General features: G+C 69.4%; 18 protein-coding genes. 5 read left to right on the top strand and 13 right to left on the bottom strand.

Annotated elements, in window-relative coordinates; translation table 11 throughout:
* Positions 1-32: 32 nt before the first annotated feature.
* The 3 genes from N1032_RS14600 to serA all read right to left on the bottom strand — a co-directional run bounded on the left by N1032_RS14600 (position 33) and on the right by serA (position 3,450).
* Positions 33-1,385: an RNA polymerase sigma factor gene (locus tag N1032_RS14600; RefSeq protein ID WP_259539881.1), complete on the bottom strand. Its 1,353-nt coding sequence runs from the start codon at positions 1,383-1,385 to the stop codon at positions 33-35.
* Complete coding sequence (locus N1032_RS14595; protein ID WP_259539880.1) at positions 1,385-1,762, bottom strand: YciI family protein; 378 nt, start codon at positions 1,760-1,762, stop codon at positions 1,385-1,387. The genes N1032_RS14600 and N1032_RS14595 overlap by 1 nt, the downstream gene beginning before the upstream one ends.
* Before the next feature lie 95 nt (positions 1,763-1,857).
* Positions 1,858-3,450 (bottom strand): phosphoglycerate dehydrogenase, encoded by a 1,593-nt coding sequence (gene serA, locus N1032_RS14590; protein ID WP_259539879.1) that lies wholly within the window; start codon positions 3,448-3,450, stop codon positions 1,858-1,860.
* Between the two features lie 63 nt (positions 3,451-3,513).
* On the opposite strand from serA, the gene N1032_RS14585 reads away from it, so the two are divergent.
* Positions 3,514-3,912 carry a DoxX family protein gene (locus N1032_RS14585; RefSeq protein ID WP_259539878.1) on the top strand — a complete coding sequence of 133 codons (399 nt, stop codon included), beginning with the start codon at positions 3,514-3,516 and terminating at the stop codon, positions 3,910-3,912.
* A gap of 114 nt (positions 3,913-4,026) precedes the next feature.
* Here the strand turns inward: N1032_RS14585 and N1032_RS14580 are convergent, their stop codons facing one another.
* Positions 4,027-4,356, bottom strand: coding sequence for a hypothetical protein (locus N1032_RS14580; RefSeq protein ID WP_259539877.1), 330 nt, complete (start codon positions 4,354-4,356; stop codon positions 4,027-4,029).
* Complete coding sequence (locus tag N1032_RS14575; protein WP_259539876.1) at positions 4,353-4,868, bottom strand: hypothetical protein; 516 nt, start codon at positions 4,866-4,868, stop codon at positions 4,353-4,355. Before N1032_RS14575 ends, N1032_RS14580 begins: the two co-directional genes overlap by 4 nt.
* A gap of 83 nt (positions 4,869-4,951) precedes the next feature.
* Between N1032_RS14575 and N1032_RS14570 the strand changes: the two genes are divergently transcribed.
* On the top strand, positions 4,952-5,326 hold the full coding sequence (locus N1032_RS14570; RefSeq protein ID WP_259539875.1) for a hypothetical protein: 375 nt from the start codon (positions 4,952-4,954) through the stop codon (positions 5,324-5,326).
* A gap of 55 nt (positions 5,327-5,381) precedes the next feature.
* On the opposite strand, the gene ilvC is transcribed toward N1032_RS14570, so the two are convergent.
* The 6 genes from ilvC to otsA all read right to left on the bottom strand — a co-directional run bounded on the left by ilvC (position 5,382) and on the right by otsA (position 12,923).
* Positions 5,382-6,440, bottom strand: a complete 1,059-nt coding sequence (gene ilvC / locus N1032_RS14565; RefSeq protein WP_259540177.1) for a ketol-acid reductoisomerase — start codon at positions 6,438-6,440, stop codon at positions 5,382-5,384.
* Positions 6,441-6,462: 22 nt separating this feature from the next.
* Positions 6,463-6,972 carry an acetolactate synthase small subunit gene (ilvN, locus tag N1032_RS14560; protein WP_259539874.1) on the bottom strand — a complete coding sequence of 170 codons (510 nt, stop codon included), beginning with the start codon at positions 6,970-6,972 and terminating at the stop codon, positions 6,463-6,465.
* Positions 6,973-6,975: 3 nt separating this feature from the next.
* A complete protein-coding gene (locus tag N1032_RS14555) occupies positions 6,976-8,775 on the bottom strand; it encodes an acetolactate synthase large subunit (protein ID WP_259539873.1) in 1,800 nt (599 codons plus the stop codon).
* A 68-nt stretch (positions 8,776-8,843) separates the two neighbouring features.
* Positions 8,844-10,538: a dihydroxy-acid dehydratase gene (gene ilvD / locus N1032_RS14550; protein WP_259539872.1), complete on the bottom strand. Its 1,695-nt coding sequence runs from the start codon at positions 10,536-10,538 to the stop codon at positions 8,844-8,846.
* Position 10,539: 1 nt separating this feature from the next.
* Positions 10,540-11,322 carry a trehalose-phosphatase gene (otsB, locus tag N1032_RS14545; protein WP_259539871.1) on the bottom strand — a complete coding sequence of 261 codons (783 nt, stop codon included), beginning with the start codon at positions 11,320-11,322 and terminating at the stop codon, positions 10,540-10,542.
* Entirely contained in the window at positions 11,319-12,923 is a 1,605-nt protein-coding gene (otsA, locus tag N1032_RS14540; protein ID WP_259539870.1) for an alpha,alpha-trehalose-phosphate synthase (UDP-forming), read from the bottom strand. The genes otsB and otsA overlap by 4 nt, the downstream gene beginning before the upstream one ends.
* 136 nt (positions 12,924-13,059) lie before the next feature.
* Between otsA and N1032_RS14535 the strand changes: the two genes are divergently transcribed.
* Positions 13,060-13,254, top strand: a complete 195-nt coding sequence (locus tag N1032_RS14535; RefSeq protein WP_259539869.1) for a hypothetical protein — start codon at positions 13,060-13,062, stop codon at positions 13,252-13,254.
* The gene (locus N1032_RS14530) at positions 13,254-13,739 is read left to right on the top strand and encodes a hypothetical protein (RefSeq protein ID WP_259539868.1); all 486 of its coding nucleotides are present in this window, start codon (positions 13,254-13,256) and stop codon (positions 13,737-13,739) included. Before N1032_RS14535 ends, N1032_RS14530 begins: the two co-directional genes overlap by 1 nt.
* Positions 13,740-13,766: 27 nt before the next feature.
* Here N1032_RS14530 and N1032_RS14525 read toward each other — a convergent pair whose 3' ends face one another.
* On the bottom strand, positions 13,767-14,978 hold the full coding sequence (locus tag N1032_RS14525) for a mechanosensitive ion channel family protein (RefSeq protein ID WP_259539867.1): 1,212 nt from the start codon (positions 14,976-14,978) through the stop codon (positions 13,767-13,769).
* A gap of 161 nt (positions 14,979-15,139) precedes the next feature.
* Here N1032_RS14525 and N1032_RS14520 point away from each other — a divergent pair, with 161 nt between their 5' ends.
* Positions 15,140-15,700: a hypothetical protein gene (locus tag N1032_RS14520; protein WP_259539866.1), complete on the top strand. Its 561-nt coding sequence runs from the start codon at positions 15,140-15,142 to the stop codon at positions 15,698-15,700.
* Between the two features lie 51 nt (positions 15,701-15,751).
* Here N1032_RS14520 and N1032_RS14515 read toward each other — a convergent pair whose 3' ends face one another.
* Positions 15,752-17,128 carry a glucose-6-phosphate dehydrogenase gene (locus tag N1032_RS14515; protein ID WP_259539865.1) on the bottom strand — a complete coding sequence of 459 codons (1,377 nt, stop codon included), beginning with the start codon at positions 17,126-17,128 and terminating at the stop codon, positions 15,752-15,754.
* Between the last annotated feature and the right edge of the window lie 187 nt (positions 17,129-17,315).

Raw genomic sequence — 17,315 nt, 5'->3', positions numbered from 1 at the left:
TCGCTCTCTCACCCCCAGAAGTCACTTTTGGGTCATCCCGAGCCCTTTTTCGACCGATCTGTGACTTCTCGAGGGGGTTGTGGGAGTGTCAGGGCCTCCAGTTTTTGGGTTAAGAAAGCCCGCAAGGCACCGTTGGCCTCGAGTGCCACGGCGACGCGGTAGGCGGCGGATGCCTCGGCGGGGCGATCGGCGCGGCGCAGCAGGTCGGCGCGGGCGGCCGCGAGCTGCGCGGCGAACGCCGGCGCAGCCGCGGGCGGCGAGTCGCGCTCGAAGGCGTCGAGTTCGGCGAGCGCGGCCTCGGGCCCGACGGAGTGCAGGAAGCTGCGCGCGACGATGCGGTTGAGCAGCACCGCCGGCGAGGGCCAGCGGGCGGCGAGAGCGTCGTAGAGCGACACGATCGACACCCAGTCGGTGGCCTCCCAGGCCGAGGCGTCGGCGTGCAGCCCCGAGATGCCGGCCTGCAGGGCGAAGCGGCCGCGCCCGGCGAGGGCGATCGTGGCCTGGGTGAGGCCCTCCTCGATCAGGTCGCGGTTCCAGAGCGAACGGTCGGCGTCTTCGAGACTGACCGCGGCGCCGTCGGCGTCGACGCGGCCGGGTGCCCGTGCCTCCGAGAGCAGCAGCAGCGCGAGCAGCCCGCGCGCCTCGAGGTGTCGCGGGGCGAGCCGCACCACCGAGCGTGCGAGCCCGAGGGCCGCCGAGGTCGTGACCGATCGGCTCAACTCGTGACCCGCCGGTGCGGTGTGCCCGGTGGTGTAGAGCAGGTACACGGTCGTGAGCACGTCGTCTGTGCGCGCGGCGAGCTCGGCGGCATCCGGCATCTCGAGGCGGATGCGCGGCGGAGCGCCCGCGGCATCGCCCACTCCCCCAGGGGCTCCGCCGTTCTGGATGCGCTTCTTCGCGCGGGTGAGCCGCGCGGCCATGGTGGCCTCTTTCACGAGGAAGAGGTCGGCGATCTCGGCCGTCGGCACACCGCAGACCGCGCGCAGGGCGGTGCAGAGCCGCGCCTCCTCGCTCAGGCCGGGGTGGCAGGTGAGGTAGATCAGCTGCAGGCGGTCGTCGTCGAGCGACACCGCGAACGAGTCGGCGCCCACGGCGTCGGCGGCCCGGGCGGAGGCGTCGGCGGCATCCGCGGCGAGCTTGCCGAAGTTGCGGGCCAGGCTCGCTTCGCGTCGCAGCTGGTCGACGGCGAGGTGCTTGGCGGTCGTGGTGATCCACGACGCCGGGTTGCGCAGCGTCTCGGTCTGCGCGGCCGTGAGCGCGCGGGCGAACGCCTCCTGCACGCAGTCCTCCGCGAGCTGGAGGTCGCCCGTGAACCGCAGCACGCTTCCGAGGATGCGCGGCCACTCCTCACGGAACGCGACCTCCAGCTCGCGATGATCGCCCATCAGGACGGGTTGGCCTGGCCGTTCGTGTCCATCACCGGGAACAGCTCGACCCAGCCGCCGGTGGGCACGCGGGCCGCGAGCTCGCGGGCCTGCTCGTCGCTCTCGGCGCCGATCTTGTAGAAGCCGCTGACCACCTCTTTGGTCTCGGTGAACGGGCCGTCGGTGTAGACCGCGGGCTGTCCGTCGCGCGCGGGCTGGATGCGCACGGCCTTCGCGCTCGACTCGAGCGCGTCGCCGCCGAGCAGCTGCGCGCCGGCGGCGGCCACGGCCTGCATGAAGGCGCCGTGCTCCTGCATCGCCGCGGCCCACTGCTCTTCGCTGACCTGCGACGAGTCCCACTCCGGCTCGCGGATGAGGATGATGTATTCCTTGGTCATGATGTCTTCTCCTACGGTTCGACGTGTGTCATGCGACATCCCTACGACGAACGGTAGCGGCCGGAATCGACAGCCGCGAAGAAAACTTTCTCGACCTATTCCTCGGTGACGTCGATCTCGAGCATCGTGTCGGCGTCGATGTCGACGCGCAGCTTCTCGAGCAGGCCGTCGGGCACGGGCGAGTCGACGGTCAGCACGCTGAGCGCCTTGCCGCCGGCCTCGTGGCGCGCGATCTGCATGCCGGCGATGTTGACGGATGCCTCGCCGAACTCCTTGCCGTAGACCGCCACGATGCCCGGCCGGTCGGTGTAGAGCATCACGATCAGGTGCCGGGCGAAGGGCACCTCGACGTCGTAGCCGTTGATCTCGACGATCTTCTCGATCTGCTTCGTGCCGGTGAGGGTGCCCGAGACCGAGATCTGCGATCCGTCGCTCAGGGCGCCGCTCAGGGTGACGACGTTGCGGTACTCCTCCGACACCGGCTCGGTGATGAGCCGCACCGTCACACCGCGCTGTTCGGCGAGCAGCGGCGCGTTGACGTAGGAGACGCTCTCGCTCACGACGTTGGTGAACACGCCCTTGAGCGCGGCGAGCTTCAGCACGCTCACGTCGAAGTCGGCGAGCTCGCCCTTCACCACCACGTCGATCGACGTGAGCGGGCTCTGCGCGAGACCGGAGAACACCTGCCCGAGCTTCTCGACCAGGGGGATGCCGGGGCGCACGTAGGGGTCGATGACCCCACCGGCGACGTTCACGGCATCCGGAACCAACTCGCCCGACAGCGCGAGCCGCACCGACTTCGCCACCGAGACCCCCGCCTTCTCCTGCGCCTCGTCGGTCGAGGCGCCGAGGTGCGGGGTGACGATGATGTTCGGCAGGCCGAGCAGCGGCGACTCCTTCGGCGGTTCGCTCACGAACACGTCGAGCCCGGCGCCCGCGATCACGCCGGCGCTGAGGGCGCGGTAGAGCGCGTCTTCGTCGATCAGGCCGCCACGGGCGACGTTGACGATGAACGCCGTCGGCTTCATCAGCGCGAGCTGCTCGTCGCTGATCATGCCCGTGGTCTCGGGGGTCTTCGGCATGTGGATGGTGACGAAGTCGGCCTGGGCGAGCAGGTCGTCGAGGGTCACCAAGGTGACGCCGAGCTGCTGGGCGCGGGCGCTGGTGACGTAGGGGTCGTAGGCGATGACGTTCACGCCGAAGGCCTGCAGGCGAGCGGTGATCAGCGCGCCGATGCGCCCGAGGCCGATGATGCCGACGGTCTTCTCGAAGAGCTCGACGCCGGTGTAGGCGGAGCGCTTCCACTGGCCCTGCGCGAGCGCCGCGTGCGCGGCCGGGATGTGACGGGCGAGGCTCAGGATGTGGCCGACCGTGAGCTCTGCGGCCGAGATGATGTTCGAGGTGGGGGCGTTGACCACCATGACGCCCGCGGTCGTCGCGGCCTTGATGTCGACGTTGTCGAGCCCGACGCCCGCGCGGGCGACGACCTGCAGGTGGGGAGCCGCGGCGATGGCCTCGGCGTCGACCTTCGTCGCGGAGCGCACGAGCACCGCGTTCGCGTCGGCGAGCGCCGCCAGCAGAGCCGGTCGATCGGTGCCGTCGACGGTGCGCACATCGAAGTCGGGCCCGAGAGCGTCGACGGTGGCGGGAGAGAGTTCTTCGGCGATCAGCACGACCGGTTTCGACACGGATCGGGTCCTTTGGTTCTGGGGCGGGAACCACTCAACTGTAGTGCAGGGCAGACTGGAGGGATGCCCGCCGAGACTCTTGCCGTCATCATCACGGTTCTGCGCATCGTGATCGCCGTGGTGTTCATCGGCATGGGGGTGAACCACTTCGTGCCGCGCTCGGCGCGCACCATGGCGGCGATGATCCCGCCGTGGTTGCGGCCCGACGGGAGGGTGACCCCGCTGACGCTGGTGTACATCACCGGGGTGTGCGAGATCGCCGGGGGCCTCGGGCTGTTGTTCCCGCCGACCCGCGTGATCGCGGGTGTCGCGCTCGTGGTCTTTCTGGCCTGCGTCTTTCCGGCCAACGCCTACGCGTCGACCCGCCGCGACCGGTTCGGCTCCCTCGCGATCCCCTTCATCCCCCGCCTCCTCGCCCAGATCGCCCTGGCCGCCCTCGTCCTGGCAGCCACCTTCCTCTAACCCCCTCTCTCTCCCCTCTCGCCGAGTTGCGCCAAAGTGACCACCCCGGGGCCCCTATGGGGCACTTTGGCGCAACTCGGCGAGAGGTGGGGAGGGAGCTTGGGGTGTGAGGGGCTAGAGGGAGAGGAGGCTGAGCGAGATGGTCGACACCACGGCGAAGCCGACCGCGAAGACGACGGCTCGCTCCCAGGTGCGCAGGGTGCGGCCGACCAGCAGCGCCGCGGCATACACGACGACCGGCACGATCGCGTAGCCGACGATCAGGGCCCAGAGCCCGCCGTCGGGCGCCGTGCCGTAGATGTTGAGCAGCGAGACCACGCCGATGAGGTTCGCGATGCCGCCCCACAGGTGATAGGCGTAGAGGAACGCGAACACGATGGCGACGGTCCAGCCGCCCTTGCCGTAGCGGCGGAAGCCGCGCTTCGCCGGCGCGACCGCGGTCATGCGCCGCCTCCCAGCAGGAACGGCCAGGGCACGAGGACGAGCACACCGATCACGAGCCACAGGAACCGGTAGCGCACGTCGCGCCGCTGGGTGATCAGCAGCGTCGCCACGAACCAGAACGGCGGCGCGGCGATCGCGAGCGTTCGCGCGATCAGGTCGGAGAAGACGCCGAACGACATCTCCGCCGGGGTCACGTAGCGCCCGAAGCTGACGATCCAGCCGATCGTGTAGAGCAGATAGATGCCGCCGAGCACGCCGAGACCGATGAGCGCAGCCGAGCTGAGCTGCTTCGAGGCCGCCTCGGCCTCGGCGAGCTCTTTCTCGGCGGCGCGGTCTTCGGCGTCTTCGGCCTCGTCGAGCACGGTGCGGCGGGCGGGGGTGGGCGCGGAGGCGGGCGAAGGCCCGGGGGCCGCCGCGGGGGCCGCGTCGCGCTCCGGAACCCCGACCGGCGACAACGTCGGATCGTCGTCGCCCGCCCAGCCGAGGGCATCGTCGTCGCGGGAGTCGCTCATGCCATCACCCTATCCGGAGTGCGGCGGCCAGTAGGCTTCGTTCCGAGCGGCTCACGCCGGTTCGCGAGCGAGAGGATGCCTGCATGCCCAGCGTCGACTACTTCCTCTCGGGCGACCATGAGGCCGCTCGGTCACTGCTCGCCGAGGCGTTGCAGAGCCAGGGCTTCACCGTGACGCCCGAGGCGACCGGGCAGTGGACCGTCGCGCGCGGCTCGCAGGCCATGACCGTGCTCTTCGGCGGCCTCGCCGGCAGCCGGCAGCGCCTCGTCTACGGCGTGCGCTTCTTCGATGCCGAGGGAAGGCTGGTGGCACGGTTCGCGCGCGACCCCGGCACCGGGCTCATGGGCGGAGCGATCGGCATCAACCGCGCGAACGCGGTGTTCGGCGAGCTCGACACCGTGGTGTCGGCACGACTCGCGGCCGCCGGCATCCTCACCGACGCCGTGCGCACGGCCTGAACGGCAGAAGGGCCCCGCAGCTCACGCCGCGAGGCCCCTCCGGTGGTTCGGTCGATCAGCGCGCAGCTGAGCCATCCGTGTAGTCCTCGTCCTGCTGCTTCCAGGCGAACAGAGCGCGCAGCTCCTTGCCCGTGGCCTCGATCGGGTGCGAGGCGCCCTTCTCGCGCAGGGCGAAGAACTCGGGCGCACCGGCATCCTGGTCGTCGATGAAGCGCTTCGCGAAGGCACCCGACTGGATGTCGGCGAGAACGGCCTGCATGTTCTCCTTCACGTGCGGGTCGATGACGCGCGGGCCCGAGACGTAGTCGCCGTACTCGGCCGTGTCGGAGACCGACCAGCGCTGCTTGGCGATGCCGCCCTCCCACATCAGGTCGACGATGAGCTTCAGCTCGTGCAGCACCTCGAAGTAGGCGATCTGCGGCTGGTAGCCGGCCTCGGTGAGGGTCTCGAAGCCGTACTGCACCAGCTGCGAGACGCCGCCGCAGAGCACGGCCTGCTCGCCGAACAGGTCGGTCTCGGTCTCTTCGGTGAAGGTGGTCTTGATGCCGCCGGCGCGCAGGCCGCCGATGCCCTTGGCGTAGCTCCAGGCCAGCTCCCAGGCGCTGCCGGTGGCGTCGTTCTCGACGGCGACGATGACGGGAACGCCACGGCCGGCCTCGTACTCGCGGCGCACGGTGTGACCCGGGCCCTTCGGGGCGACCATGATCACGTCGACGCCCTCGGGCGCCTGGATGTACCCGAAGCGGATGTTGAAGCCGTGCCCGAAGAGCAGGGCCTTGCCATCGCTGAGGTTGGGCTGGATGTCCTGCGCGTAGATGCCGCGCTGGTGCTGGTCGGGAGCCAGGATGACGATGACGTCGGCCCACGAGGTGGCCTCGGCCACGGAGAGAACGGTGAATCCCGCCTCCTCGGCCTTGGCGGTCGACTTCGACCCCTCCTTTAGCGCCACGACGACCTCGACGCCGGAATCGCGAAGGTTCAGCGCGTGGGCGTGGCCCTGCGAGCCGTAGCCGATGACGGCCACCTTCTTGGACTGGATCAGGGACAGATCGGCGTCCTGGTCATAGAAGATCTCGGTCACGTGATTTTTCTCCTTGTTGTTGTGCTGTCTGATCGAGGCGAACGGATGCCCGCACTCAGTTCTTGAAAACGCGCTCGGTGATGCTCTTGCCGCCACGGCCGATGGCGAGCAGACCCGACTGGGCGATCTCCTTGATGCCGTAGGGCTCGAGAACGCGCAGGAACGCCTGCGTCTTGCCGGAGTCGCCGGTGACCTCGATCACCAGGGCGTCGGTCGACACGTCGACCACGCGGGCGCGGAAGAGGTTGACCGCCTCGAGCACCGGCGAACGGGTCGTGTTGTCGACGCGCACCTTGACGAGCAGGTGCTCGCGCTGCACCGACTGCGCCGGGTCGAGCTCGACGATCTTGATGACGTTGATGAGCTTGTTGAGCTGCTTGGTCACCTGCTCGAGCGGGAGGTCTTCGACATCGACCACGACCGTGATGCGCGACAGGCCGTCGATCTCGCTGTGCCCCACGGCGAGCGATTCGATGTTGAACCCGCGACGGGCGAACAGGCCCGCGACCCGGGTGAGCAGACCGGGTTTGTCTTCGACGAGAAGGCTCAGAACGTGTGTCGACATGGCCTACTCCTCATCCCACTCGGGCGCGTGGTCTTTCGCGTACTGCACGAAGCTGTTGCTGACCCCCTGCGGAACCATCGGCCACACCATCGCGTCGGCCGACACCACGAAGTCGATCACGACCGGGCGGTCGTTGGTCTCGAGGGCGAGCTTGATGGCCGCGTCGACGTCTTCAGCACGGGTGACCCGGATGCCCAGCGCACCATAGGCGTCGGCCATCTTCACGAAGTCGGGCACCATCTGAGTCTCGTGCCCGGTGTTCAGGTCGGTGAACGAGTGGCGGCCGTCGTAGAACAGTGTCTGCCACTGGCGCACCATGCCGAGCGAGGAGTTGTTGATGATGGCGACCTTGATCGGGATCTTGTTGATCGTGCAGGTCGCCAGCTCCTGGTTGGTCATCTGGAAGCATCCGTCGCCGTCGATCGCCCACACCGTGCGCTCGGGCTCGGCCACCTTGGCGCCCATGGCGGCGGGAACCGCGTAGCCCATGGTGCCGGCGCCGCCGGAGTTCAGCCAGGCGTGCGGCCGCTCGTACTTGATGAACTGGGCCGCCCACATCTGGTGCTGACCCACGCCGGCGGCGTAGATCGCCTCGGGACCGGTGAGCTCGCCGATGCGCTTGATGACGTATTGCGGCGCCATCAGGCCGTCGGTGGGTTCGGAGTAGCCGAGCGGGAACTTCTCCTGCAGGCCGCGCAGGTAGGCCCACCACTCGTCGAGCTCGAGGGTCGAGCCGCCCGACACGTCGGCGTAGGCGCGGAGGAGGTCGGCGATCACGTCTTTGGCGTCGCCCACGATCGGCACGTCGGCGATGCGGATCTTCGAGATCTCGGCCGGATCGACGTCGACGTGCACGACCTTGGCGTTGGGCGCGAACTCGCTCGCCTTGCCGGTGACGCGGTCGTCGAAGCGGGCGCCCAGCGAGATGAGCAGGTCGCTCTCCTGCAGCGCGAGCACCGCCGGAACGGTACCGTGCATGCCCGGCATGCCGAGGTGCTGCGGGTGCGAGTCGGGGAAGGCGCCGCGGGCCATCAGGGTCGTGACGACCGGAACGCCGGTGGCCGCCGCGAGCGCCGCGAGCTCTTCGGTGGCCTCGGCCCGGATGACGCCGCCGCCGACGTAGAAGACGGGCTTCTTCGACTCCACCAGCAGCTGCGCCGCGGCCTGGATCTGCTTGCCGTGCGCCTTCGTGATGGGGCGGTAGCCGGGCAGGTCGACCTTCGGCGGCCAGATGAACGGCGCGGAGCCCTGCTGCGCGTCTTTCGTGATGTCGACGAGCACCGGGCCGGGCCGGCCGGTCGAGGCGATCTGGTAGGCCGCGGCGATGGTGGCCGGGATGTCTTCGGCGCGCTTGACGAGGAACGAGTGCTTCGTGATCGGCATCGTGATGCCCACGATGTCGGCTTCCTGGAAGGCGTCGGTTCCCATCAGGTGCGAGAACACCTGACCGGTGATCGCGAGCAGCGGCACCGAGTCCATGTAGGCGTCGGCGATCGCGGTGACGAGGTTCGTGGCCCCGGGGCCGGAGGTCGCGATGGCGACGCCGACCTTGCCGGTCGCGGCCGCGTAGCCCTCGGCCGCGTGACCCGCGCCCTGCTCGTGGCGCACGAGGATGTGACGGATGTCGTCTTGCGTCATCAGCTCGTCGTAGAACGGGATGATGGCGCCGCCGGGCAGGCCGAACACATCGGTGACGCCGAGGTGCTTGAGCGAGCGGAGCACGGCTCCCGAGCCGGTGAGGATCTCGGGCTGCGCCGTCGGTGGGCTCTTCTTGGTTGGCACGGGGATGGATTCCGTGGACATGTGGGCTTCCTTGAACGGAGAGGAGTGGAGCGCCGAGAGATCGAGCGCGATTGATGGATGCGCGAGCACTACCCGGTGATGGCGCCGACAGCGGCGGAATGCACCAGTTTGGAGTACTTCGCGAGAACGCCACGGGTATAGCGCGGAGGAAGTGGAGCCCAGCCGTCTCGGCGAGCTGCTAGCTCAGCGGGTTCGACAAGTAGGTCGATCGAGCGAGCTGCGATATCGACCCGTATTAGATCACCATCGCGCACGAAGGCGATCGGACCAGCGTCGACCGCTTCGGGTGCTATATGGCCGATGCACAGGCCGGTTGTGCCGCCTGAGAATCTGCCGTCGGTCAATAGTAGTACATCCTTGCCGAGCCCCGCCCCCTTGATGGCGGCGGTGATGGCGAGCATCTCGCGCATGCCGGGGCCGCCCTTCGGGCCCTCATAGCGGATGACCACCACGTCACCGGCGTCGATGCGGCCCTCGGTGAGGGCATCCATCGCCTCGCGCTCGCGCTCGAACACCCGCGCGGGGCCCTCGAACACGTCGGCGTCGAAGCCGGCCGACTTCACGACCGCGCCCTCCGGAGCCATCGAACCGCTGAGGATCGTGATGCCTCCGGACGCGTGAATCGGGTTCGACAACGGCCGCAGCACCTCGCCGTCGAGCGGCGCGATGTCCATCTCGGCGAGGTTCTCTTCGATCGTCTTGCCGGTGACGGTCATGGCGTCGCCGTGCAGCAGGCCCTCGTCGAGCAGCGCCTTCATGACGGCCGGCACGCCGCCGTGGCGGTCGACGTCGTTCATCACGAAACGGCCGAACGGCTTGAGGTCGCCGATGTGCGGCACTTTATCGCCCACCCGATTGAAGTCGGCGAGCGTCAGGTCGACCTCCGCTTCGGCGGCGATGGCGAGCAGGTGCAGCACGAGGTTGGTCGAGCCGCCGAAGGCCATGCCCACGGCGATCGCGTTCTCGAGCGACTTCTTGGTGATGATGTCGCGTGCCGTGAGGCCGAGACGCAGCATGTTCACCACGGCCTCGCCCGAGCGGTGGGCGAAGTAGTCGCGGCGGCGGTCGGCCGCAGCGGGGCTCGCGGAGCCCGGCAGGCTCATGCCCATGGCTTCGGCGGCGCTCGCCATGGTGTTCGCGGTGTACATGCCACCGCACGAGCCCTCGCCCGGAGCGAAGGCGCACTCGATGCGGTGCGCGTCTTCCATCGACATGCGGCCGGCGCGCACGGCGCCGACGGCCTCGAACGAGTCGATGATGGTGATGTCCTTCTCCGTGCCGTCGGAGAGCTTCACCCAGCCGGGCGCGATCGATCCGGCGTAGAGGAACACGGATGCCAGGTCGAGACGGGCCGCCGCCATCAACATGCCCGGCAGCGACTTGTCGCAGCCTGCCAGCAGCACCGAGCCGTCGAGCCGCTCGGCCATCATCACGGTCTCGACGGAGTCGGCGATGACCTCGCGCGAGACGAGCGAGAAGTGCATGCCCTCGTGGCCCATCGAGATGCCGTCGGAGACGGAGATGGTGCCGAACTGCAGCGGGTAACCGCCGCCCGAGTGCACCCCCTCCTTCGACGCGCGCGCGAGGCGCTCGAGCGACAGGTTGCAGGGCGTGATCTCGTTCCACGAGCTCGCAATGCCGATCTGGGGTTTCTCCCAGTCACCGTCGCCCATTCCGACGCCGCGGAGCATTCCGCGAGAGGTCAGGGCTTCGATTCCATCGGTGACGGTGCGACTCCGCGGCTTGATGTCTATTTCGGGCATGTTACGAGTTTAGAGCCGCCCGACGGTCTGCAAGTCGCTCCAGCACGCGGGCCACGCTCTGCGGATCGTCGACGCGGTAGGCGGCCGCCGTGTCGCCCTCGCCGACCTTCAGCCCGAGGTCGGTCTCGCCCAGCACCCGGAAGGCGTCTTCGTCGGTGACGTCGTCGCCGGCGAAGAGCACGGCGTCGGCTCCCGTGACCTCGCGCAACCGCTCGACGCCCTGGCCTTTGGTCTCGCTGCGCACCGCGAACTCGAGCACGTTCTTGCCGCGTCGCGTGGTGAGCCCGGCGAATCGTTCGGCGGCGGCGGAGGCGGCCCGTTCGGCGCGCTCGCGCACGTCGTCGGTCGCCCGCCGGGTGTGCAGCGCCGACCCGGCCGGTTTCACCTCGACCCAGACGTCGTCGAACGGGTCGGCCGCCTGCTCCAAGGCCTCGCGGAGCTCATCGGCCCGTTGCCGTTCCTCGGGCGTCAGGGTGAGTTCGGCCGCGCCGTCGAGGCGCACCTCGACGCCGTGCGAACCCACGAGCAGCGTGTCGGCGGCGGCATCCGACACCCGTTCGAGGCTCTCGAGCGAGCGCCCCGACACGAGCGCCACCCGGGTGCCGGGCAGGGCCGCGAGCCGCCGGAGCGCGTCGGCGGCCTCGGGAAGGGCACGCGCCGCTTCGGGCGAGTCGACCACGGGCGAGATGGTGCCGTCGAAGTCGAGAGCGATGAGCAGGCTCGGAACAGCCGCGAGACGGTCGACCGCCTGCAGCAGGCCGGCGTCGAGGTCGACGACGCTCATCGGGCCTCCTCCGTCGCGCGCTCCTCGGCGCGGGCCTCGGCGCGGGTGATCTGCGGCCGAGTGCTCTGGGACCCGTTGATTTGGGGACCATTAGCCTTCGGCAGCGCGAGATCGTGCGACGGCGTGGTGAGGGCCTTCAGGAACGACGACGACCAGCGGGCGACATCGTTCTCCTGCACCCGCTTGCGCATGGCGCGCATGCGGCGCGCGCGCTCGCTGCGGGGCATCGACTTGGCCTTGAGGATCGCCTCTTTCAGGCCTTCGATGTCGTGCGGGTTGACGCGCAGCGCCGTGCGCAGTTCGTCGGAGGCACCCGCGAACTCGCTGAGCACCAGCACGCCGTCGTTGTCGAACCGCGAGGCGACGTATTCCTTCGCCACCAGATTCATGCCGTCGCGGAGGGCCGTGACGAGCATGACGTCGGCCGCCAGGTAGAGCGCCACCATCTCCTCCCGCGGGTAGCCGTGGTGCAGGTAGCTGATGGCGGTGTGGCTGATCGTGCCGTAGTCGCCGTTGATGCGGCCGACGGTGAGCTCGATCTCGTCGCGCAGCTGCTGGTAGGCGCTCACCCGCTCGCGGCTCGGGCTCGCGACCTGCACGAGGGTGACGTCTTCGACGTCGATCGTGCCGTCGGCCAGCAGCTCGCCGAAGGCCTTGAGCCGGTGGCCGATGCCCTTGGTGTAGTCGAGTCGGTCGACGCCGAGCATCACGACCGCCGGGTTGCCGAGCCCCTCGCGGATCTCGCGCGCCCGGGCCTGGATGTCGGGCCGCCGCGCGAGTTCTTCGTAGCTGGCCGCGTCGATCGAGATGGGGAACGCCTTCGCCACCACGGTGCGCACGAGCTTGTTGTCGCCCACGGTCGAGATGCGGTGCTTGGCGCTGGCGACCTCGGCCTCCTGCTCGATCGGCACGTCGATGACGGTGCCCCGGGCCTGGTAGCCCAGGAGCCGGCGCACGGCACGCGAGAAGTTGCCGGCATCCGCGGTGCGCTGAAAGCCGATGACGTCGGCGCCGAGCAGGCCCTCGATGATCTGCGTGCGCCAGGGCAGCTGCGAATAGATGCCGTATGCCGGGAACGGAATGTGATTGAAGAAGCCGATGGTGAGGTCGGGTCGTTGCTCGCGGAGCATGCGCGGCACCAGCTGCAACTGGTAGTCCTGCACCCAGACGGTGCCGCCTTCGGCCGAGATCTCGGCGGCCCGGTCGGCGAAGCGCTGATTGACGATGACGTATCGCTCCCACCACTCGCGGTGGTAGGCGGGCGGTGCGATGACGTCGTGGTAGAGCGGCCACAGCGTGTCGTTCGAGAAGCCCTCGTAGTAGAGCTCGATGTCGTCGCTGGAGAGCGGCACGGGAATGAGGTGGATGCCGTCGTTCTCGAACGGCTCCGGCTCGTCGTCTGGGCTGCCGGTCCAGCCCACCCAGGCTCCGTCGGCCTCACGCATCACGGGCTCGAGCGCCGTGACGAGGCCACCGGGCGAGGTGCGGAACGAGGGGTTCCCGTCGGCGTCGACGACGCGGTCGACCGGAAGGCGGTTCGAGACGACGACGAACTCGAACTCGCCGAATCGAGGGGAAGAGGTGCTGTCTGAGGAAGGCATGGGTCCGTTCGGCTGAGTCGGACCACCATTCGGCTTCGCTCGAATACAGCCCGGAATTCCAGCCCCGAGTCTACCAGGGCGAGTGCGGGCCGGAACGGGTAGCGTAGTCGTCACGACAGAACAGAACGGGGACAGTGTGCGCAAGTTCATTCTGAACAGCAGCATCATCAGCGCGGCCATCGGCGGCTTCTCGGCCATCCAGGCCACGCGCAAGGGCCCGCGCGACTGGCGGCTCATCCTCATGTGGGTCAGCTGGGGCATCACGCTCGCTCTGGCCATCGGCAGCGTGCTGCAAGACGACGACGAAGCACGCGAGCTCGGAGACTCCTGATGTTCTACGGCGGTGGCGGCGGCCTGTTCCCGATCCTGCTCGGCATCCTCTCGAGCGTCGTCTCGGTTCTCGCGGGCGCGATCGTGCTCGTCGTGGTGCTCGGCGTGCTCTTCCTGCTCGTGCGGTTCCTCTGGTTCGGCACCCGCGCCGCGCAGGTCTACCTCGTGAAGAACGGCGAGTCGGGCCGGTTCACCTGGCCGGTGCGGCCGGTGGGCCCGGAAGAGCCGGCGCCGGAGGGTGCGGCTCAGGACAGCACGGCCCCGGAGGGCACGGCTCCGGATGCCGCGGCTCCCGGTGCCCCGGCGCCCGCGTCGTGGGCTCCCGCCCCCGAGTCGGCCGCTGCTGCGCCCGACACGACCGCGCCTGCGCCTGCGCCCGTGAGCGGCGACACGAATGCTACCGAGGTGCTGCCGAACGCGGCATCCGTTCCCCCGCCGCCGCCCGCGCGGGCGCCGCGCAAGCCGAAGTCGCCGCCGGCCGTCTGAGCACGTCTCCGCAGCCGACGCCCGCGGCTACCGGTCTCGGTCGGTCTCGCGTGGTGCGCGCGGCGCGTCGAATCCGCCGGCCGCGCGGTCCGTGGTCTCGATCGGGCCGGTGAACAGGCTCGCGCGCCCCTCGGCGCCGCTGTCGCCGTGGAACAGCCCCGACGCCTCGGGGTCGCCTCGCCGCGCCCGGTGCGAGACATCCGGTTCCTCGTCGATCACCCGCACGCGGGTGCGTGGGATCGACTGCGGGCTGGAGCGGTAGAGCCAGGCGATCATCTCCTCGCGGATGAAGCAGCGCAGGTCGAAGAGGGTCGGCGCATCGATGGCGGTGACAAGGATGCGCACGCGCACGTAGCCGCCCACGGCGTCGGTCACCTGCAGCACCGAGACGCGCTTGTCCCACAGATCGGTGCGGGCGAGCACCCGCTCGAGTTCGGCCCGCATCTCGCCGGGCGTCACCCGCCAGTCGAGGTCGAACTCGACCGAACCGAGCAGCTCGGAGTTGCGCCTGGTCCAGTTCTGGAACGGCTTCGAGGTGAAGTAGGTGCTCGGCACCACCATGCGCCGGTCGTCCCAGATGTGCACGACCACGTAGGTCAGCGTGATCTCCTCGATGCGGCCCCACTCGTTCTCGACGATGACGACGTCGTCGACCCTCACCGCGTCGCTGAACGCGATCTGCATCCCGGCGAACACGTTCGACAGCGTCGACTGCGCAGCGAGACCGGCGATGATCGACACCACGCCGGCCGACGCCAGCACGCTCGTGCCGACCGCCTGGGCGCCCGGGAACGTGAGCAGGATGGCACCGAGCGCGACCACGATCACTACCGCCATCGCCAGCCGCCGCAGGATGAGCACCTGGGTGCGCAGCCGCCGGGCGATGCGGTTGTCGGGGCGGTCGATGGTGTAGCGGGCGAGCGCCACGTCTTCGAAGAACAGGGCGAGAGCACACACGAGCCAGGCCCCCGTCGCGATGGCGACGATCATGAAGGCCTGGTCGACGAGCGGCTGCCAGTCGCCCTCGGGCATCGTGAGAGTCGTCGCGAGCCAGAGCAGCAGCACGACGAGGAACACCCGGAAGGGGATGCGCGCCCGGCGCACGAGGGCCTTCGGCCATTGCTGGCGCCGGGCGGCCAGACGGATGATCAGGGTGACGATCGCGGTCACCGCGATGGCGATCAGCAGCGCGAGCACGGCGGCGATCGCGAATGCGAGCCAGGTCTTCTCGACGGGCATGATGTCCTTCTTTCGCGCCCGATCGGGCGGCGGTTCGGCGGGGGGTGCGAAATTCCAGCCTAATCAGCCCATTGCATCCCGCATCCCGGCGTGTCGATTGCCGCTTGCACGGCCCCAGCACGCACACTGTTGTCACGACGGGGCAGCGGAGGGACATTGCGATGATCGGCTGGAGACGGCGGGCCAAGGCGGCACGAGAGAGCACGGTCAGCCCCGAGAGGCTCTACGAGCTCGTGAGCCAGACCCTGATGGAGAATTTCGGGCCGCTCGGGTCGTTCGCGATCACCCGCAGAAGCGCCGCCGACACCGACGACATCTTCCACACCGCGCTCGCCCGCTCGGTGGCGCACGACATCGTCACGAACCTCGCCGAGCACGGCATCACCGTGCGTTCCACGGTCGGCCACGCGAGCACGACTCCCCTCGCCCCGGTCGAGTCGGTGCCGGTTTCCCGCCAGCTCGCGCGGGCGGTGTCGGCCGCGGTCGCGCCCGCCGCTCCTGTGGAGCGTTCCGTGACCCGTCCCGTCCGCCTTCCCGTCGCGGTGCCGGTTCCGGCCTACCCGTCGATCGCGGCCGGAGTGGCCATCGGTGCCGCACCGGTCATCGACGGGCCCGACCCGCGCGACGACGACGCGCTCCGCGCCCTGGTCGCACACCACGCCGAGGTCACCGAGGCCGTGGCGCAGCGCCAGGCCGCGGGCGGCGCCGGCATCGCGATCTGACCCGAGGGGTCAACCGCCCGAGCCAGGGCGAGCTGCCAGGCGCGGCGGCGCTCAGCCGATCGGCTTCCAGCTCTCGGGGCCTTCGCTGCCAGCGGGGTAGTCGTCGATCGGCACCTCGTCGGCCGCCCACGCGGCGATGACGGGAGCCAGGATGCGCCAGCCCTCCACGGCCGAGTCGCCGCGCACGCTGAGGCTCGGGTCACCGTCGAGGATGCCGGCGAGCACCTCGCGGTAGGCCAGCAGCTGGCCCTCGCCGAACGTCGCCTCGAGGCTCGCGCGTTCGAGCTCGAACGGGTCGCCGGGGCCATTGATGTCGATCTCGAGCGCCATGGCGTCGGGGCCGAGGAAGATGCGCAGCACGGTCGGCTCGTTCGCGCCCTTGAGCCCCACCGGCAGCTGCTGGGCGGGTTTGAACGTCACCACGATCTCGCGGCGGCGGGCGCCGAGCGCCTTGCCCGAGCGCAGGGTGATCGGCACGCCCTTCCAGCGCCAGGTGCTGATCTCGAGCGTGACCTCGGCGAGCGTGTCGGTCTTGCGGGCCGGGTCGACCCCCTCTTCGTCGACGTAGCTCGGCAGGGTCTTGCCGTCGATCGTGCCGGCCGTGTAGCGGGCGCGGCGGCTCGACGTCGTCGGGTCGTCGGCCCAGACGTGGGTGGCGCGCAGGGCGAGCTCCTTGGCGTCGCGCACGTCGTCTTGGCCGAGCGTGGCCGGCGGCTCCATGGCCACGACCGCCATCACCTGCAGCAGGTGGCTCTGGATCATGTCGACCAGCGCCCCCGCCTGGTCGTAATAGCCCGCGCGGCCCTCGAGAGCGAGCTGCTCGTCGTAGACGATGTCGATCGACGCGATGTGGTCGGAGTTCCACACCGGCTCGAAGATGCGGTTCGCGAAGCGCATGCCCATGATGTTGAACACGGTGGAGCGGCCGAGGAAGTGGTCGACCCGGTGGATCTGGTTCTCGGGCACGAGCTTGATGAGGGCCGCGTTGAGGGCTTCGGCGCTGGCGACATCCGTTCCGAACGGCTTCTCGAGGGCCAGCGCCATGTCGGCCGGGTAGTCGACGCTGCCGAGCGCGGCGACCACGTTCACGGCCACGGCGGGCGGAAGCGCGAAGTAGATGGCCGGAGTGCCCTTCGCGGCCGCGAGCACCTTGCCGAGATCGTCGGGGTCGGTGACATCCGCGGCGATGTAACGGGTCGACTCGAGCAGAGCGTCGATGGCGGCTCCGGATGCCGACACCTCACCGAACGACTTGGTGACCACGGCGCGCCACTCCTCGTCGCTCCAGGCCATGCGGCCCGACCCGATGAGTTCGAGCCGCCGGTCGGACTGCTCGGTGAGCAACTGGCCGAGACCGGGAAGAAGAAGGCGGGCGGTGAGGTCGCCGGTGGCACCGAGGATGATGAGCGTGTCGACGCGTTGGGTCATAAGGATCACAGTACTGGGAGGGGAAAAGAACGGGAGCAGCCACCCGAAGGCTGCTCCCGTTCTGAGATCATCGCGCGTGTGTCAGCAGCGGGAACTGACGAGTGAACCCGCTCTGGTGACAGACACCAGTGGAACTGACACCGTCGCAGTGGATGATCTGGCGCTGTGCCGATACCGAGTCTGGTCG

Source organism: Herbiconiux daphne (genome assembly GCF_024979295.1).
GTDB lineage: Bacteria > Actinomycetota > Actinomycetes > Actinomycetales > Microbacteriaceae > Herbiconiux > Herbiconiux daphnes.
The sequence above is the reverse complement of the archived record's forward strand: the minus strand, read 5'-3'. Positions and strand labels throughout refer to the sequence as shown.

Bases quoted from the DNA above. Each gene is read 5' to 3' on its own strand.
- N1032_RS14515 (WP_259539865.1), bottom strand. From the start codon at position 17,128: ATGACCCAACGCGTCGACACGCTCATCATCCTCGGTGCCACCGGCGAC.
- N1032_RS14525 (WP_259539867.1), bottom strand. From the start codon at position 14,978: ATGCCCGTCGAGAAGACCTGGCTCGCATTCGCGATCGCCGCCGTGCTC.
- ilvD (WP_259539872.1), bottom strand. From the start codon at position 10,538: ATGCCCGAAATAGACATCAAGCCGCGGAGTCGCACCGTCACCGATGGA.
- N1032_RS14585 (WP_259539878.1), top strand. From the start codon at position 3,514: ATGCCCGCCGAGACTCTTGCCGTCATCATCACGGTTCTGCGCATCGTG.
- N1032_RS14580 (WP_259539877.1), bottom strand. From the start codon at position 4,356: ATGACCGCGGTCGCGCCGGCGAAGCGCGGCTTCCGCCGCTACGGCAAG.
- N1032_RS14570 (WP_259539875.1), top strand. From the start codon at position 4,952: ATGCCCAGCGTCGACTACTTCCTCTCGGGCGACCATGAGGCCGCTCGG.
- N1032_RS14520 (WP_259539866.1), top strand. From the start codon at position 15,140: ATGATCGGCTGGAGACGGCGGGCCAAGGCGGCACGAGAGAGCACGGTC.
- N1032_RS14600 (WP_259539881.1), bottom strand. From the start codon at position 1,385: ATGGGCGATCATCGCGAGCTGGAGGTCGCGTTCCGTGAGGAGTGGCCG.
- otsB (WP_259539871.1), bottom strand. From the start codon at position 11,322: ATGAGCGTCGTCGACCTCGACGCCGGCCTGCTGCAGGCGGTCGACCGT.
- ilvN (WP_259539874.1), bottom strand. From the start codon at position 6,972: ATGTCGACACACGTTCTGAGCCTTCTCGTCGAAGACAAACCCGGTCTG.
- otsA (WP_259539870.1), bottom strand. From the start codon at position 12,923: ATGCCTTCCTCAGACAGCACCTCTTCCCCTCGATTCGGCGAGTTCGAG.
- N1032_RS14555 (WP_259539873.1), bottom strand. From the start codon at position 8,775: ATGTCCACGGAATCCATCCCCGTGCCAACCAAGAAGAGCCCACCGACG.
- N1032_RS14595 (WP_259539880.1), bottom strand. From the start codon at position 1,762: ATGACCAAGGAATACATCATCCTCATCCGCGAGCCGGAGTGGGACTCG.
- N1032_RS14575 (WP_259539876.1), bottom strand. From the start codon at position 4,868: ATGAGCGACTCCCGCGACGACGATGCCCTCGGCTGGGCGGGCGACGAC.
- N1032_RS14530 (WP_259539868.1), top strand. From the start codon at position 13,254: ATGTTCTACGGCGGTGGCGGCGGCCTGTTCCCGATCCTGCTCGGCATC.